Annotated in this window: 15 protein-coding genes; 11 read left to right on the forward strand and 4 right to left on the reverse strand. The window is 68.6% G+C overall.

Annotated features, from left to right (window positions below; all coding sequences use genetic code 11):
- Nucleotides 1-3 precede the first annotated feature (3 nt).
- Nucleotides 4-1,032, reverse strand: a complete 1,029-nt coding sequence (locus OXQ95_RS13685; RefSeq protein ID WP_267381999.1) for a glycosyltransferase family 2 protein — start codon at nt 1,030-1,032, stop codon at nt 4-6.
- 249 nt (nt 1,033-1,281) lie between these two features.
- Nucleotides 1,282-3,411, reverse strand: coding sequence for a bifunctional (p)ppGpp synthetase/guanosine-3',5'-bis(diphosphate) 3'-pyrophosphohydrolase (locus OXQ95_RS13690; RefSeq protein WP_242097863.1), 2,130 nt, complete (start codon nt 3,409-3,411; stop codon nt 1,282-1,284).
- 98 nt (nt 3,412-3,509) lie between these two features.
- Here OXQ95_RS13690 and OXQ95_RS13695 point away from each other — a divergent pair, with 98 nt between their 5' ends.
- From OXQ95_RS13695 to OXQ95_RS13745, 11 genes are all read left to right on the forward strand, one after another.
- Nucleotides 3,510-3,989, forward strand: a complete 480-nt coding sequence (locus OXQ95_RS13695) for a helix-turn-helix domain-containing protein (protein ID WP_242097862.1) — start codon at nt 3,510-3,512, stop codon at nt 3,987-3,989.
- Between the two features lie 279 nt (nt 3,990-4,268).
- Nucleotides 4,269-5,120 (forward strand): oxygenase MpaB family protein, encoded by an 852-nt coding sequence (locus OXQ95_RS13700; RefSeq protein WP_242097861.1) that lies wholly within the window; start codon nt 4,269-4,271, stop codon nt 5,118-5,120.
- Nucleotides 5,121-5,184: 64 nt separating this feature from the next.
- Nucleotides 5,185-6,711: an acyl-CoA carboxylase subunit beta gene (locus OXQ95_RS13705; protein WP_267382000.1), complete on the forward strand. Its 1,527-nt coding sequence runs from the start codon at nt 5,185-5,187 to the stop codon at nt 6,709-6,711.
- 44 nt (nt 6,712-6,755) lie between these two features.
- Nucleotides 6,756-7,058, forward strand: coding sequence for a hypothetical protein (locus OXQ95_RS13710; RefSeq protein ID WP_267382001.1), 303 nt, complete (start codon nt 6,756-6,758; stop codon nt 7,056-7,058).
- Nucleotides 7,058-7,282 (forward strand): hypothetical protein, encoded by a 225-nt coding sequence (locus tag OXQ95_RS13715; protein ID WP_242097858.1) that lies wholly within the window; start codon nt 7,058-7,060, stop codon nt 7,280-7,282. Before OXQ95_RS13710 ends, OXQ95_RS13715 begins: the two co-directional genes overlap by 1 nt.
- Nucleotides 7,279-7,698: a methylmalonyl-CoA epimerase gene (gene mce / locus OXQ95_RS13720; RefSeq protein WP_267382002.1), complete on the forward strand. Its 420-nt coding sequence runs from the start codon at nt 7,279-7,281 to the stop codon at nt 7,696-7,698. The genes OXQ95_RS13715 and mce overlap by 4 nt, the downstream gene beginning before the upstream one ends.
- Before the next feature lie 11 nt (nt 7,699-7,709).
- On the forward strand, nt 7,710-8,492 hold the full coding sequence (locus OXQ95_RS13725; protein ID WP_267382003.1) for an enoyl-CoA hydratase-related protein: 783 nt from the start codon (nt 7,710-7,712) through the stop codon (nt 8,490-8,492).
- Nucleotides 8,493-8,600: 108 nt separating this feature from the next.
- On the forward strand, nt 8,601-10,889 hold the full coding sequence (scpA, locus tag OXQ95_RS13730; RefSeq protein WP_267382004.1) for a methylmalonyl-CoA mutase: 2,289 nt from the start codon (nt 8,601-8,603) through the stop codon (nt 10,887-10,889).
- 9 nt (nt 10,890-10,898) lie between these two features.
- Nucleotides 10,899-11,285, forward strand: a complete 387-nt coding sequence (locus OXQ95_RS13735; RefSeq protein WP_267382005.1) for a lysozyme inhibitor LprI family protein — start codon at nt 10,899-10,901, stop codon at nt 11,283-11,285.
- The gene (bioB, locus tag OXQ95_RS13740; protein ID WP_267382006.1) at nt 11,282-12,334 is read left to right on the forward strand and encodes a biotin synthase BioB; all 1,053 of its coding nucleotides are present in this window, start codon (nt 11,282-11,284) and stop codon (nt 12,332-12,334) included. Before OXQ95_RS13735 ends, bioB begins: the two co-directional genes overlap by 4 nt.
- 147 nt (nt 12,335-12,481) lie before the next feature.
- Nucleotides 12,482-14,500, forward strand: coding sequence for an acetyl/propionyl/methylcrotonyl-CoA carboxylase subunit alpha (locus OXQ95_RS13745; protein ID WP_267382007.1), 2,019 nt, complete (start codon nt 12,482-12,484; stop codon nt 14,498-14,500).
- Between the two features lie 131 nt (nt 14,501-14,631).
- Here OXQ95_RS13745 and OXQ95_RS13750 read toward each other — a convergent pair whose 3' ends face one another.
- Together OXQ95_RS13750 and OXQ95_RS13755 are read right to left on the reverse strand one after the other, a co-directional pair.
- The gene (locus tag OXQ95_RS13750; RefSeq protein ID WP_267382008.1) at nt 14,632-15,264 is read right to left on the reverse strand and encodes a nucleotidyltransferase family protein; all 633 of its coding nucleotides are present in this window, start codon (nt 15,262-15,264) and stop codon (nt 14,632-14,634) included.
- Nucleotides 15,251-16,174: an XdhC family protein gene (locus OXQ95_RS13755; protein ID WP_242097851.1), complete on the reverse strand. Its 924-nt coding sequence runs from the start codon at nt 16,172-16,174 to the stop codon at nt 15,251-15,253. The genes OXQ95_RS13750 and OXQ95_RS13755 overlap by 14 nt, the downstream gene beginning before the upstream one ends.
- Between the last annotated feature and the right edge of the window lie 30 nt (nt 16,175-16,204).

A 16,204-nucleotide genomic window follows, 5' to 3' on the forward strand; every position in this document is an offset into this window, starting at 1 on the left:
GATCTACGCGGCTCCGCACGGATCCGCTGCGACGTCCGTCCCGCCCGCGGCCGCGTCGACCGGCTCCGCGCGAAATCCAAGCGTGGCGCGGCCCTGCACCGGCCCCGCGACGTCCGCCACGATGTACAGCGGCCGGTGCTTCGATTCGATATAGAGCCGCCCCAGATATTCGCCGATCATGCCGAGCACGAACATCTGCACCGCGCCCAGCAGCACGACGACGAGCATCGTCGAGGTCCAGCCCTGCACCGCGCTGCCGGTGAAGAAACCGACCGCGATATAGACGAGCAGCAGCAGCGAGGCGGCGGTGAGCGCGAGGCCGGCATGGCTGGCGAAGCGGAGCGGCGCGGTCGAGAAGCCCGTCACCGCATCGAAGGCGAGGCGGATCATCTTGCCGATCGGATAGTTCGTCTCGCCCGCATGCCGTTCGGCGCGATCATAGGGGAAGGGCATCTGGCGGAACCCGACCCAGGCGACCATGCCGCGGATGAAGCGCGCCTGTTCGGGCAGCGACAGGAACGCATCGAGCGCACGCCGGCTCATCAGCCGGAAATCGCCGGTGTCGAGCGGGATCGGCGTGTCGGTCACTCGGTCCAGCACCCGGTAGAAGACCGCGGCGGTCGCCTTCTTGAACAAGGTTTCGCCCGCGCGCTTGCGACGCACCGCATAGATCACGTCGGCGCCCTGCGCGACCATCGCCGCGCGCATGTCGCCGAGCAGCTCGGGTGGATCTTGCAGATCGGCGTCGATGATGAGGATCTGCGCGCCCGAGCACAGGTCGAGCCCGGCGGTGAGCGCGAGCTGGTGGCCGTGATTGCGCGACAGGTTGATCGCCACCAGCCGCGGGTCTGCGGCGGCGAGGCGCTGCATCACCGCCCAGCTATCGTCGCGCGAGCCGTCGTTGACGAGCACGAGCTCGTAATCGTCGCCCACGCACCCCCGCGCCGCCGCGCCGACGCGCGCATGGAGCAGATCGAGGCAGGCCGCCTCGTTGTAGCAGGGGATGACGATCGAGAGCGCGGGGCGTTGCATGGCGCGGATTGGTAGCGGTGGCGCGGCGCAGCGTCACCATTTTGTTGCCATGGGGCGACGCGGCCGAACGCGGAATGGAACACGGGGAAGTCCGATGGCGATGGCGCGGAATGGTATCGCCTCGACCGGATCACGAAATCCGTTCGTGCCGAGCGTGTCGAAGCACGCTCTTCGCGCTCGCGCCATCGCATTCTGGACAGGCCCTTCGACACGCTCCGGGCGAACGGGTCGAGGTGCCGTCTTCGAATTCTAGACCCGCTCCACCGTGTTCACCACGTCGGCCGCGCGGAGCGCCGCGATCAGCCGCATGAGCTGCGTCAGGTCGTGCACCTCGACATCGATGATGTTGGTGTGCAGCCCGGTATCGCGGTTGTCGAGCCGCAGGTTGATGATGTTGGCCTTGTGCGCGCCGATGATCGTGGCGAGCACGCCCAGCGCGCCGGGCTCGTTCTTCACCTCCACCGCGATCCGCGCGGTCGCGCCCTGTGTCTTGTCGCCCCACGACACGTCGATCCAGTCGGTCTCGTCCTCGGAGCGTTCGGCGAGATCGGACAGCGTGGCGCAATCGATCGCGTGCACCTCGATCCCGGCATCGGGGCGGCGCAGCCCGACGATCCGGTCGCCCGGCACCGGATGGCAGCAGGTGGCGAGATCATAGGCCATGCCCGGCGTCAGGCCCTTGATCGAGATGGCGCTCGATTGCGGTGCGAGCGCGTGCGGCTGCACCACGTCCGCCCCCGCCGAGCCGGGCATCAGCGCCTCCATCACCGCGCTGTCGGGCAAGGTGCGCCGCGCGATCGCCGCCATCAGCGCATTCTCGTCCGACAGTTTCAGGCGTTTGAGCGCATGGCTCATCGCGTCCGCGCCGATCTGCGCCGGGAGCCGCTGGACGATGTCCTCGTACAGTTTGCGGCCGAGCTTCACCTGCTCGCCCTTGGCCTTTTGCCGCAGATGGCGACGGATCGCGGCGCGCGCCTTGCCGGTGATCGCGAAATTGAGCCAGGCCGGCTGCGGCTCCTGCGCCTTGGAGCGCAGGATCTGCACCTGGTCGCCATTCTCGATGGCGGTGCGCAGCGGAACGACGCGGCCGTTGATCTTGGCGCCCACCGCCTGATCCCCCAGATCGGTGTGCACCCCATAGGCGAAATCGATCGGCGTCGCGCCCTTGGGTAACTGGATCAGCTCGCCCTTGGGCGAGAAGGCGAAGATGCGATCGGCATACATCGCCATCTTGGTGTGTTCGAGCAGCTCCTCGGGGCTCTCGGCGGTGTCGAGGATCTCGACCAGATCGGCGATCCAGCTATGCTGCGTCTCGGGCCGCACGCCCAGGCCGCCCGCGCCGCCCTGCTTGTACGCCCAGTGCGCGGCGAGCCCGAATTCGGCCTCGGCATGCATTTCGGGGGTGCGGATCTGGATCTCCACGCGCGCATTCTCGGCATGGATCACCGTGGTGTGGAGCGAGCGATAGCCGTTGCGCTTGGGCGTCGAGATATAATCCTTGAACCGCCCCGGCACCATCGGCCAGCGCCGGTGGATGACCCCCAGCGCGGCATAGCAATCCTCCACGCGCGGCACGATCGCGCGAAACGCCATCACGTCCGAGAGCTGCTCGAAGCTGATGTGGCGCTCCTGCATCTTGCGCCAGATCGAATAGGGATGTTTCTCGCGCCCCGATATCTCGGTTTCCAGGCCCGACCGGCCGAGCAGCAGCTTCAGCCCCGATCCGATCTTTGCGATCCGGTCGCCGCCGTCGCCCTGTTTGAGCTGGTCCAGCCGGCGGGTGATCGATTCATACGCGTCGGGTTCGAGCTGGGCGAAGGCGAGCGTCTGCATCTCCTTCATGAACTCGTACATCCCGATCCGCTCGGCGAGCGGGGCGTAGATGTCCATCGTCTCCTTCGCGATCCGCCGCCGCTTCTCGGGCTTCGCGATGTGGTGGAGCGTGCGCATGTTGTGCAGCCGATCGGCCAGCTTCACCAGCAGGACGCGGATATCGTCCGACATCGCGAGCAGGAACTTGCGCAGATTCTCGGCGGCGCGCTCGTTCTCGGTCTGCGCCTCGATCTTGCTGAGCTTGGTGACGCCGTCCACCAGCCGCGCCACGCTGGCGCCGAACAGCCGCGTGATCTCCTCGGGCGTGGCGACCGTATCCTCGATCGTGTCGTGCAGGATCGCCGTCGCGATCGTCTCGTCGTCGAGGTGCAGATCGGTCAGGATGCCCGCCACCTCGATCGGATGGCTGAAATAGGGATCGCCGCTTGCCCGCTTCTGGCTGCCATGCGCCTGCATCGAGAAGACATAGGCGCGGTTCAGCAGCGCCTCGTCGGCTTGCGGATCATAGTCGAGGACGCGATCGACGAGTTCATATTGGCGTAGCACGCGAACTAGATGGGGCCGGTGCCCGTCGCTTGGCAACACATTACCGCCGTGCCTCGCCACGGTTTTTCCGTTAGGGTGTCATGCGAGAGGATGCGGCCATGACGAAGTTGCGCGAACCGTTGCTCGCCTGCAGCCTGCCCGCCGCGCTGGAGGCGGTGGGCGAACGCTGGTCGTTCCTGATCCTGCGCGCGGCGTTCAACAAGCTCCAGCATTTCGAGGAGTTCCAGTCCGAACTGGGGATCGCGCGCAACATCCTGGCGAACCGGCTGGCGCGGCTGGTGGAGCATGGCATCCTGGCGCGGACGCCGTTTCCGGAGGATCGGCGCAAGATCGTCTATGGCCTGACCGACAAGGGCTTTGCGCTGCTGCCGACGATGATCGCGCTCCGGCAATGGGGCGAGCGGTGGGAGACGTGCGTGCCAGCCTATCCGATCCTGGTCGACGCGCGCGACCGGCGGCCGATCGAGCCGGTCGCAGTGCGCGCGCAGGACGGCCGCGTGCTGGGCCGCGGCGACCTGATCTGGGCGCTGCCGGACGACGTGGCGTGCGACCCCGATGCGGCGATCGCGGCGGAATAGGGCGGCCGAAGGGAGGGCACGCGGAGGCGCGGAGGCGGATCGAACGCGACAGCGTTCTGATGCTCACAGGCCGCGATGAAAGCCCGCCGGTGCGGCGGGGTCCAACTCCTCCGCGTCTCCGCGTGCCCTCCCTCCTTGGAGCCAGTTTGATCCAGTCCCCGAAGTCGGTTCGTGCCGAGCTTGCCGAAACACCCGTTCGCAATCGCGCCTTGCCGTGCGGCATAGGCCGTTCGCCACACGCCGCCGGACCCGCGCGGATCGCCGCACGTTGAGCGTCGCATGGCCTCTCCGTTTCCAAGCCCGCTCGTCCGCTCGCTCAAGTCGCGGATCGCGCGCGAGGTGGTGGGGTTGTTCAACGATCCGGCCAAGGGCGAGGCTCCGGTGACGCGGCGGCAGGACGGGCTGTTCGGCGCCGGATCGGTCGCATGGCGGGTGCATGGCGACGTGACGTCGATGCTGGTGGGCGGCGTGTCGGGGCTGCTGCTCCAGATGCTTCATCCCGCCGTGCTGGCGGGGGTGTGGGACCATTCCAATTTCCGCGCCGACATGCATGGCCGGTTGAAGCGCACCGCCAGGTTCATCGCGCTCACCACCTATGGCGGGCGCGACGAGGCGGAGGCGGCGATCGCGCGGGTGCGGCGAATCCACGTCCAGGTGACGGGCACGCTGCCCGACGGAACGCCCTATGCCGCGAACGATCCGGCCCTGCTCGCCTGGGTGCATGTGACCGAGGCGACGAGCTTTCTCGCCGGCTGGCGGCGCTATGGCGAGCCGCGCATGACGCGCGCCGATCAGGATCGCTATTTCGCCGAGATGGCCGATATGGCAACGGCCCTTGGCGCCGATCCCGCGCCGCGCAGCCGGGCGGCGGCGGCGGTGCTGATCCGCACGATGCGCGGCGACCTGCGCGTCGACGACCGCACGCGCGAGGTGGCCCGGCTCGTGCTCGACCAGAAGCCCGCCAGCCCCGCGATCGCGCCGATGCAGGCGCTGACGATGCAGGCGGGGATCGACCTTCTGCCCGAATGGGCGCGCACGATGCACGGTTTTTCCGGACCGGGGATCGCTGCGCCGCTGGTGCGCGCGGGCACGTTCGGCATCGCGCAGACGCTGCGCTGGGCGTTCGCCTGACGGATCGACCGGCCGCGCTTGCTTTTCCAGTGCGCCTCCGGAATGGAGCGCGCGAGGAGAGGCCATGTCGTCCACGATGCAGGAACTCGATCGCCGTCGCGAGGCCGCCCGGATGGGCGGCGGCGAAAAGCGGATCGCCGCGCAGCACGCCAAGGGCAAGCTGACCGCGCGCGAACGGCTCGACGTGCTGCTCGACGAGGACAGTTTCGAGGAGCTCGACATGTTCGTCGAGCACAATGCCGTGGATTTCGGCATGGCGGAGCAGAAGATCCCCGGCGACGGCGTGGTCACCGGATCGGGCACGATCAACGGCCGGCTGGTGTTCGTGTTCAGCCAGGATTTCACCGTCTTCGGCGGCTCGCTGTCGGAACGCCACGCGCAGAAGATCTGCAAGGTGATGGACATGGCGCTGAAGGTCGGCGCGCCCGTCATCGGCCTGAACGATTCGGGCGGCGCCCGCATCCAGGAGGGCGTGGCCAGCCTCGGCGGCTATGCCGAGGTGTTCCAGCGCAACGCGCTGGCGTCGGGCGTGGTGCCGCAGCTTTCGCTCATCATGGGCCCGTGCGCGGGGGGCGCGGTCTATTCGCCGGCGATGACCGACTTCATCTTTATGGTGAAGGATTCGAGCTATATGTTCGTCACCGGGCCCGATGTGGTGAAGACGGTGACGAACGAGGTCGTCACGCAGGAGGCGCTGGGCGGCGCGGTCACGCACACCACCAAGACGAGCGTGGCCGACAACGCGTTCGACAACGACGTCGAGGCGCTGCTGGCGGCGCGCGACTTCATCGATTTCCTGCCCGCATCCAACCGCGTGGGCGTGCCCGAACGCCCGACCGCGGACGACTGGGACCGGATCGAGGAAAGCCTCGACACGCTGATCCCGGCGAGCGCCAACCAGCCTTACGACATGCACGAGCTGATCCGGAAGGTGGTGGACGAGGGCGATTTCTTCGAGACGCAGCCGGGCCACGCCGCCAACATCGTCACCGGCTTCGGGCGGATCGAGGGACGCACGGTCGGCTTCGTGGCGAACCAGCCGATGGTGCTGGCGGGCGTGCTCGACATCAATTCGAGCAAGAAGGCGGCGCGGTTCGTGCGCTTCTGCGACGCGTTCGACATCCCGATCGTGACGTTCGTCGACGTGCCCGGCTTCCTGCCCGGCACCGCGCAGGAGCATAACGGCATCATCAAGCACGGCGCCAAATTGCTGTTCGCCTATGCCGAGGCGACCGTGCCCAAGATCACCGTCATCACGCGCAAGGCCTATGGCGGCGCGTATGACGTGATGGCGTCGAAGCATCTGCGCGGCGACCTGAACTATGCCTGGCCCACCGCCGAGATCGCGGTGATGGGCGCGAAAGGCGCGGTCGAGATCATCTTCCGCGGCCGCACGGCGGACGAGATCGCCGAGCGCACGGCGGAATACGAGGCGCGCTTCGCCAACCCGTTCGTGGCGGCGAGCAAGGGCTTCATCGACGAGGTGATCCAGCCGCATTCCACCCGCCGCCGCATTGCGCTCGGCCTGCGCAAGCTGAAGGGCAAGGCGCTGGAGAACCCGTGGAAGAAGCACGACAACATCCCGTTGTGACCGACCATTCGACACATTATAAGGTCATGTGAAGGAGCGCTCCGATGCAGACCGAACGAGTCACGTTTCTGACCACGCCCGACCACAAGGCGGCACTCGATGCCTTTGCCGCCAGCAACGGCCGATCGGTCGGCCATGTCGTGCGCGAGGCCACCACCAGCTATATCGCCCAGGAAAGCATGGAGGAGGACGAGGCGCGAGCGCTCGTCATCGCCGAGATCGAGCGGGCGCTGCCGCGCATGCACGAGGATCTGAACGCCATGCGTGCCAGCATCGCGGAGGCCCGCGCCGCCATCGCGGAGGCGCTTGGACCATCGGTGCCGGGTCAGCAGGATATCGCCGCCTGATGTCTGTATCGGAAAAGACATGGAGCGTTTTCAAGTCGATCGTCCTCTATCAGGAGGCGATCAAGGCGATGCGGGACGATATGGCGGCGTTGAGCAAGGACGTGGTCGCGTTGAGCCGCGCTCACGCCTCGCTGTCGGAGCGGGTGTCGCGGCTCGAGGGGTTCGTACAAGGCGCGACGCGGACGCCGTTTCGGCCCGATGAGCCGGCACGGTTGCCCGAATGACCCTCGGCCGCCTCAACCATGTCGGCGTCGCGACACCATCGATCGCGCGCGCGGTCGAGACGTATCGCAACCTGCTCGGCGCCACCGCGATCGGCGAACCGTTCGACCTGCCCGCGCAAGGGGTGAGGGTTTGCTTCATCGACGCGCCCAACACGCAGATCGAGCTGATCGAGCCCTATGACGACGCCTCGCCGATCGCCGGCTTCCTGCGCAGGAATCCCGCGGGCGGGCAGCATCATGTCTGTTTCGAGGTGCCCGATATCCACGCCGCCGTCGCCGATCTGACAGCAAAGGGCGCGACGATCCTGGGCAGCCCGCGGATCGGCGCGCACGGCACGCCCATCGTGTTCGTGCATCCGCGCGACATGGGCGGTATGCTGGTCGAATTGATGGAGACGCCGAAAGGCGTCCACTAGGAGAGATGCCGATGACCGACGACCTGATCCGGCGCGAGCGGCGCGGCGACGTGCTGGTGCTGACGCTCGATCGGCCGGACCGGCTGAACGCCGCGCCGCCGGCGATGTTCGAGGCGATCGCCGCGGCGCTGGAGTCGCTCGACGGAGCGCGTGCGGTGCTGGTGACGGGCGCGGGCCGCGCCTTTTGTTCGGGCGCGGACGTCGGCGGCGGTGCGCTCGGCAGCGACAATCCCGGCGAGACGACGTTCAAAGCGCTGACCGGGAGCTACAACCCGGCGATGCAGGCGATCGCCGATCTCGCGGTGCCGGTCGTCAGCGCGGTGCGCGGACCGGCGGCGGGGATCGGCTGCAGCCTGGCGCTGGCGGCGGATTTCTGCGTGGCGAGCGAGACGGCCTATTTTCTCCAGGCCTTCGTCAACATCGGCCTCGTCCCCGATGGCGGCGCGTCGTGGATGCTGCCGCGCCTGATCGGCCGCGCGCGGGCGACCGAGATGATGCTGCTGGGCGAAAAGGTGCCGGCGGCCAGGGCGCTCGAATGGGGGATGATCCACAAGGTCGTCGCCGACGATGCGCTGGATGCGGCGGCGTTCGCGCTGGCCGAGCGGCTGGCGGCCGGGCCGACGATGGCGCTGGGGCTGATGCGCCGCGGCCTCGCCGCCGCGCTCCAGAGCGACTATGCCGCGGCGATGAACGCCGAGGCGGAGAACCAGCGCGCGGCGCGCGGCACCGCCGACAGCCGGGAAGGCGGCATGGCGTTCCTCGAAAAGCGCAAGCCCGCGTTCCGGGGCGCGTGAGGATGGCCCGTTTCTCCCCCCCGTTCGTGCTGAGCCTGTCGAAGCACGCGTCTCGGGCGCTTCACTGGCGACATGTCCTTCGACGAGCTCAGGACGAACGGGTGTTTCATGGCTGAGATCGAGACCAACACCGGCGAGGACAGCGGCGCCGCGCCGCCGGCACCGCCGCAGCCCGAGCCTGCCGCGCATCCCAGCCTCGCGACATGGGAGGCCGCCGCCGCGAAGGAGGTGAAGGGCCGCGACCTCAATTGGCACACGCCGGAGGGGATCGCGGTCAAGCCGCTCTACACCGCGGAAGACGTGAGCGACGATCCCGGCCTGCCGGGGTTTGCGCCCTTCACCCGCGGCGTGCGCGCGTCGATGTATGCCGGCCGGCCCTGGACGATCCGGCAATATGCCGGCTTCTCGACCGCGGAGGAATCGAACGCCTTCTACCGCCGCAACCTCGCCGCCGGGCAGAAGGGGCTGAGCGTCGCGTTCGATCTCGCCACGCACCGCGGTTACGACAGCGACCATCCGCGCGTGACGGGCGATGTTGGCAAGGCGGGCGTCGCAATCGACAGCGTCGAGGACATGAAGATCCTGTTCGACGGCATCCCGCTCGACCAGATGAGCGTCAGCATGACGATGAACGGCGCGGTGATCCCGATCCTCGCCTTCTTCATCGTCGCCGGGGAAGAACAGGGCGTCGACCGCAAGCTGCTCGACGGGACCATCCAGAACGACATCCTCAAGGAGTTCATGGTCCGCAACACCTATATCTACCCGCCCGAACCGAGCATGCGGATCATCTCGGACATCTTCGGCTACACGTCGCGCGAGATGCCCAAGTTCAACAGCATCTCGATCAGCGGCTATCACATGCAGGAAGCGGGGGCGACGCAGCTCCACGAGCTCGCCTTCACCATCGCCGACGGCATGGAGTATGTGAAATACGGCGTCGCGAGCGGGCTCGACATCGACAGGTTTGCCGGACGCCTGTCCTTCTTCTTCGCGATCGGCATGAACTTCTTCATGGAGATCGCCAAGCTGCGCGCCGCGCGCGTGCTGTGGCATCGCGCGATGACGCAATTGGGCGCTAAGGACGAACGCTCCAAGATGCTGCGCACCCATTGCCAGACGTCAGGCGTGTCGCTGACCGAGCAGGATCCGTACAACAACGTCATGCGCACGACGATCGAGGCGATGGCGGCGATGCTGGGCGGCACCCAGTCGCTCCACACCAACGCGCTCGACGAGGCGATCGCGCTGCCCACCGATTTCTCCGCCCGGATCGCGCGCAACACGCAGATCGTGATCCAGGAAGAGACGGGAATGACCAAGGTCGTCGATCCCTTGGGCGGCAGCTATTATGTCGAGAGCCTGACGCAGAGCCTCGTCGACGGCGCGTGGGAGATCATCGAGCGCGTGCAAGCCGAGGGCGGCATGGCGAAGGCGGTCGCCGCCGGCTGGCCCAAGGCGATGATCGAGGAAGCCTCCGCCGCCCGTGCCGCGCGCGTCGACCGGGCTGAGGACGTGATCGTCGGCGTCAACAAATACCGCAAGGCGGACGAAGACCCGATCGACATCCTCGACGTGGATAACGTCGCGGTGCGCGAGGCGCAGGTGCGGCGGATCGCGCACGTGAAGGCGACACGTGACGAGGCGGCGTGCCGCGCCGCGCTCGATGCGTTGCGGGAGGCCGCCCGCCATACCCCCGTTCGTGCTGAGCCTGTCGAAGCACAGGCCCCGGAACACGCCCTTCGACAAGCTCAGGGCGAACGGGATCCGGACCAGTTCAACCTATTGGCGCGCGCGGTCGACGCCGCCCGCGCGCGCGCGACGCTCGGCGAGATCTCGGCCGCGATGGAGGATGTGTTCGGCCGCTACGGCACGCAGCCGACCCCGGTCAGCGGCATCTATGGCGGCGCCTATGACGGCGACGCGCGCTGGGCGCGGCTGGAGGAGGGCGTCGCCGCCACCGAGCGCCGGCTCGGCCGCAAGCCCCGGATGCTGGTGGCGAAGATGGGGCAGGACGGGCATGACCGCGGCGCCAATCTGGTCAGCAGCATGTTCGGCGACCTGGGGTTCGAGGTGGTGCCGGGCCCCTTGTTCCAGACGCCCGCGGAGGCGGCCGCGCTGGCGATCGACCGCGACGTGGACGTGGTCGGGGCCTCCAGCCTGGCCGCGGGGCACAAGACGCTGATCCCCGAGCTGATCGGCCATTTGCGCGACGCCGGCCATGCCGATATCAAGGTGATCGCGGGCGGCGTGATCCCGGCGCAGGATTATCAGGCGCTCCGCGATGCCGGCGTGCAGGCGATCTTCGGACCGGGTACGAACCTCATTCAAGCCGCCGAGGACGTGCTGCGTCTGCTCGGCCACAACATGCCGCCGCAAAGCGAAGCGGCGGAATAGGAGAAGGCAATGTTGCTGTTTGCCCTGACGCTCGCCGCCGCGACGCCGCCCGGCGATCCGCGGTGCGCGTCGCCGCGCACCGCGGATCTCAACGCCTGTGCGGGCGCCGACTGGATGCGGGCGGACGCCGCCATGAACGCGCAATACCGCGCGACTATGGCGCAGATGAAGGCGAGCGACGCGCACCCCCAACCCGACGCGACCACCGGCCCGACCTATGCGGCGGCCTTGCTCGCCAGCCAGCGGGCCTGGCTCGCCTTTCGCGACGCCGAATGCGTGAGCGAAGGCTATCGGAACCGCGGCGGCAGCATGGAAGAGATGGTGATCCTCGGCTGCAAGGCCGACCTGACCCGCGCGCGCACCCGCCAGCTTCACGCCCTGACGGTGACGCCATGACCGACACGCTTCTTCGTTCCGATCGCCCGGCTTCGTCGCTTCGCGATCGTGATGCGCTGGCCGTCCGCACCGACTGGACCCGCGCGGAGATCGCCGCGCTGTTCGACCTGCCGTTCGACGAACTGATGTGGCGCGCGCAGGGCGTGCACCGCGCGCATCATGCCGCGAGCGAGGTGCAATTGTGCACCTTGCTGTCGATCAAGACCGGCGGCTGCCCCGAGGATTGCGGCTATTGCTCGCAGTCGGCCAGCGCGGACACGCAGCTGAAGGCCGAAAAGCTGATGGAGGTGGAAGCCGTGCTCGCCAGCGCGGCGGAGGCCAAGGCGGCCGGATCGCAGCGTTTCTGCATGGGCGCCGCCTGGCGCAACCCCAAGGATCGCGACATGGCCAAGGTGGTCGCGATGGTCGAGGGGGTGAAGGCGATGGGGCTGGAAACCTGCATGACGCTCGGCATGCTGGCGCCGCACCAGGCGCGTCAGCTCGCCGAGGCGGGGCTCGATTACTACAACCACAATATCGACACCTCGCCCGAAAATTACGGCAACGTCATCACCACGCGCAGCTTCGGCGACCGGCTGGAGACGCTCGCCAATGTGCGTGAGGCCGGGATCAGCGTGTGCTGCGGCGGGATCGTCGGCATGGGCGAGACGCGTGCCGACCGCGTCGGCTTCGTCCACGCGCTCGCCACGCTGCCGCGCCACCCCGAAAGCGTGCCGGTCAACGCGCTGGTGCCGGTGCGCGGCACGCCGCTCGGCGACATGCTGGCCGACACGCCGATGGCGCGACTCGACGATATCGAATTCGTCCGCACGGTGGCGGTGGCGCGGATCGCGATGCCGCAGAGCATGGTGCGGCTGTCCGCGGGGCGCGAGAGCATGTCGGACGCGACTCAGGCGCTGTGCTTCATGGCGGGCGCGAACTCGATCTTCACCGGCGACAAGCTGCTGACGACGGGCAATGCCGGCGACGGCGCGGACGCGGCGCTGCTGGCGAAGCTGGGGATGGTGCCGATGCTGGGCGAGGAGCCGATGCGGGTGGCGGCGGTGTGACGGTCGTCTCGTCCCTTACACGGTGACGACCAGAATGTGCTTGTTCCCCGGCGGAGGCCGGGGTCCAGTTGCGGCGCGGGGTGTCGATTATGCCGCCGCGTCTATCATGGTGCCGGGCTGGACCCCGGCCTTCGCCGGGGAACGCTAGTGTTCAAGAAAATCCTGGTCGCCAATCGCGGCGAGATCGCGTGTCGGGTGATGCGCACCGCCAGGCGGATGGGGATCGCGACGGTCGCGGTCTATTCCGATGCCGATGCGCGCAGCCCGCACGTCCTGATGGCGGACGAGAGCGTGCGGCTCGGGCCGGCGCCGGCCGCCGAAAGCTACCTGAAGGCCGAGTTGATCCTGCTCGCCGCCAAGGAGACCGGCGCCGACTGCATCCATCCGGGCTATGGCTTCCTCTCCGAGCGCGAGAGCTTCGCGCGGGCGTGCGCGGAGGCGGGGATCGCGTTCGTCGGTCCGCCGCCGAACGCCATTGCGGCGATGGGCGACAAGATCGAATCGAAGAAACTGGCCAAGGCGGCGGGCGTCAACGTCGTGCCGGGCTTCCTGGGCGAGATCGCCGACACCGACGAAGCCTGCCGGATCGCGGGCGAGATCGGCTATCCGGTGATGATGAAGGCCTCGGCCGGCGGCGGCGGGAAGGGCATGCGGCTGGCCTATTCCGAGCAGGACGTGCGCGAAGGCTTCGAGGCGACGAAGCGCGAGGGGCTGGCAGCCTTCGGCGACGACCGCGTCTTCATCGAGAAGTTCATCGAATCGCCCCGCCACATCGAGATCCAGGTGATGGGCGACCAGCACGGCACCATCGTCTATCTGGGCGAGCGCGAATGCTCGATCCAGCGCCGCCACCAGAAGGTGGTGGAGGAGGCGCCGTCGCCCTTCGTCACGCCCGCGATGCGCAAGGCGATGGGCGAGCAGGCGGTCGCGCTCGCTCGCGCGGTGGGCTATCATTCGGCGGGCACGGTCGAGCTGATCGTCTCGGGCGCGGACAGCTCGGGCGAAGGCTTCTACTTCCTCGAAATGAACACCCGGCTGCAGGTGGAGCATCCCGTCACCGAGGCGATCACCGGGCTCGATCTGGTCGAGCTGATGATCCGCGTCGCGGCGGGCGAGCCGCTGGGCTTCGCGCAGGCCGATGTGCGGCTCGACGGCTGGGCCATCGAGAACCGCGTCTATGCCGAGGATCCCTATCGCGGCTTCCTGCCGAGCATCGGCCGGCTGGTGCGCTACGCCCCGCCGGAGGCCGAGACGCACCAGCAGCCGCTGCCGGGTTCCCCGACCGAAGGCTATGTCCGGATCGACGACGGCGTGCGCGAGGGCGGCGAGGTGTCGATGTTCTACGATCCGATGATCGCCAAGCTCGTTACCTGGGCGCCGACGCGCGAGGCGGCGACCGCGCTCCAGATCGAGGCGCTCGACGCGTTCGAGATCGACGGTGTCGGCAACAATATCGACTTCCTCTCCGCGCTGATGCAGCATCCGCGCTTCCAGGCGGGCGCGCTGACGACGGGCTTCATCGCGGAGGAATATCCGGACGGCTTCCACGGCGCGCCGGCCGCGCCCGACCTGCTGCGTACGCTGGCCGCGATCGCCGCCTTCGCCGCCACCGCCGATGCGGATCGCGCGCGCCGGACGGACGGCCAACTCGGCCGCCGGCTGCGCCCGCCCGCGGACTGGGTGGTGCGGATCGGCGGCGCCGACCATGCGGTGTCGGTCTCGACCGACGGCATCACCGTGGACGGCGAAGCGATCGACCTCGATCTGGAATATACGCCGGGGGACCGGATGGTGGCGGCGCAGGTGGGCGACGCGGCGCTGAGCGTGCGGATCCAGCGCACCCGGGGCGGCTTCGCGCTCACCACGCGCGGCGCCACGCAAGCGGCGCGCGTGCTGCCCGCGCATGTCGCGCCCTACGCGCAGCACCTGATCGAGAAGGTGCCGCCCGATCTCTCGCGCTTCCTGCTGGCGCCGATGCCGGGGCTGCTCGTGCGGCTCGACGTGAGCGTGGGCGACAAGGTGGAGGCGGGGCAGGCGCTCGCGGTCGTCGAGGCGATGAAGATGGAGAATATCCTGCGCAGCCAGAAGACCGCCACCGTCAAATCCGTGTCGGCAAGCGCGGGCGAAAGCCTGGCGGTGGATCAGGTGATCCTGGAGCTGGAATAGCTCTATACGAACCGTTCGCCCTGAGCTTGTGGAAGGGCGCGTTCCGCATGCGAGGGATTCGCCTGTGGAACGTGCTTCGACAAGCTCGGCACGAACGGATTTGGTGATCCGGTCACGCTGACGTTACCCGCCTAGACCCCGGCATCGCCGATCGTGGGCGATGGCCGGGCGACGCTGTGCGGCGGCGAATGGACCAGGGTGCGCAGGCGCTCCAGATCCTCGGGCGTGTCGATATCGACCAGCTCGGCGGGCGCGGTGACGACGTGGCGGCCGGCGCGCACCATCCGGCGTGCGCCCTCGTCGCCCTCGAGCGCCATGAGGAAATCGAAGCGTTCGCGCGCGAACAGCGCGGGCGGGCGCGGGTGCGCGCCGTCGCTCGACGCGACCACCGCGTCCGCCGAATCCGCGGCGTCGAGCATGCGGTAGATATGCGCGGCGGTCACGCGCGGCATGTCGGCCAGCGCGATCAGCACCGCCTCCGCACCCAGCCGCTTCGCCTCGGCGACGCCGAGCCCGACCGAGTGCGACATCCCGGCCGCCTGATCGTCGTTGTGGATCACGCGAAAGCCGTGTGCGCCGTAATCGAGCGTGCTGCCGTCCACCACCGCGATCCGGTCGAGGAACGGCATGTCCTCCAGCGCGACCGCGACGTGCAGGCCAACCGGGCGGCCGAGAAATTCCTGTTCCAGCTTGTTGCCGTTCGGAAAGCGCGACGAGCGCCCCGCGGCGAGCAGGAGGAGGACGGTCTTCTCAAGATCGATCATGAAAGGCTCCCACCATCGCGGCGGCGATCGACAGCGCGATCTCGGACGGCCCGATCGCGCCGATGTCGATCCCCACGGGCGCGTCGATCCGGTCGAGCTGCGCCTCGCTGATCCCCTCGGCGGCGAGGCGTTCGCGGCGCGCGGCGTGGCTGCGGCGCGAACCCAGCGCGCCGACATAGGCGGCGCCCGAACCGAGCGCGGCGATCAGCGCGGGATCGTCGATCTTGGTATCGTGGCTGAGCGTCACCACCGCGGTGGAGGGGCCGGGCCGATAAGCCGCGATCGCTTCGTCGGGCCAGCGATCGTCGAGCGTGGTGCCGGGGAAGCGTTCCTCGGTGAGGAAGCGTGCGCGGGGATCGATCACGACGGTGGCGATGCCCAGTTCGCGTGCGAGCCCGGCGAGCGCCTGCGCGATCTGCACCGCGCCGACGATCAGCAGCCGACGCGGCGGATCGTAGCGGTTGACGAACGCGGCGCCCGTCTCGACCGGCCGCGCATCCGAATGGCCCGTCTCCAGATCGGTCGAGACCGTGATCGCCTGCCCCTCGTCGCGCGCGGCCGCGATCCGGTCGAACAGCTCGGGGTCGAAGCCGGCGGCGGAGACGGGCTGTACCATCACCGAAATCTCGCCACCGCAGGGCAGGCCCACCTCCCACGCGGCGGCATCGGCCACGCCGTAGCGCTTCACCTGGAAGGGGGCGCCCGCGATCACGTCGGCCGCGGTCTGGAGGATGTCGCTCTCGACGCAGCCGCCCGACACCGATCCCTCGAACCGGCCATCGGCATGGACGAGCATGTGGCTGCCCCTGGGTCGCGGCGCCGATCCCCACGTGGAGACGACGGTGGCGATCGCCATCGGCTCGCCCTTCCAGCCGCGCGCGGCGGCCAGGACGGTGTCGTTTTCGGCCATGATTTTCCTTCGATCCGCCCGGCAAGGCAG

Origin of the sequence: Sphingomonas sp. GC_Shp_6 (genome assembly GCF_026540835.1) — a bacterium.
Classification (GTDB): domain Bacteria; phylum Pseudomonadota; class Alphaproteobacteria; order Sphingomonadales; family Sphingomonadaceae; genus Sphingomonas.

Bases quoted from the DNA above. Each gene is read 5' to 3' on its own strand.
- OXQ95_RS13685 (WP_267381999.1), bottom strand. From the start codon at position 1,032: ATGCAACGCCCCGCGCTCTCGATCGTCATCCCCTGCTACAACGAGGCG.
- OXQ95_RS13695 (WP_242097862.1), top strand. From the start codon at position 3,510: ATGACGAAGTTGCGCGAACCGTTGCTCGCCTGCAGCCTGCCCGCCGCG.
- OXQ95_RS13700 (WP_242097861.1), top strand. From the start codon at position 4,269: ATGGCCTCTCCGTTTCCAAGCCCGCTCGTCCGCTCGCTCAAGTCGCGG.
- OXQ95_RS13705 (WP_267382000.1), top strand. From the start codon at position 5,185: ATGTCGTCCACGATGCAGGAACTCGATCGCCGTCGCGAGGCCGCCCGG.
- OXQ95_RS13710 (WP_267382001.1), top strand. From the start codon at position 6,756: ATGCAGACCGAACGAGTCACGTTTCTGACCACGCCCGACCACAAGGCG.
- OXQ95_RS13715 (WP_242097858.1), top strand. From the start codon at position 7,058: ATGTCTGTATCGGAAAAGACATGGAGCGTTTTCAAGTCGATCGTCCTC.
- mce (WP_267382002.1), top strand. From the start codon at position 7,279: ATGACCCTCGGCCGCCTCAACCATGTCGGCGTCGCGACACCATCGATC.
- OXQ95_RS13725 (WP_267382003.1), top strand. From the start codon at position 7,710: ATGACCGACGACCTGATCCGGCGCGAGCGGCGCGGCGACGTGCTGGTG.
- scpA (WP_267382004.1), top strand. From the start codon at position 8,601: ATGGCTGAGATCGAGACCAACACCGGCGAGGACAGCGGCGCCGCGCCG.
- OXQ95_RS13735 (WP_267382005.1), top strand. From the start codon at position 10,899: ATGTTGCTGTTTGCCCTGACGCTCGCCGCCGCGACGCCGCCCGGCGAT.
- bioB (WP_267382006.1), top strand. From the start codon at position 11,282: ATGACCGACACGCTTCTTCGTTCCGATCGCCCGGCTTCGTCGCTTCGC.
- OXQ95_RS13750 (WP_267382008.1), bottom strand. From the start codon at position 15,264: ATGATCGATCTTGAGAAGACCGTCCTCCTCCTGCTCGCCGCGGGGCGC.
- OXQ95_RS13755 (WP_242097851.1), bottom strand. From the start codon at position 16,174: ATGGCCGAAAACGACACCGTCCTGGCCGCCGCGCGCGGCTGGAAGGGC.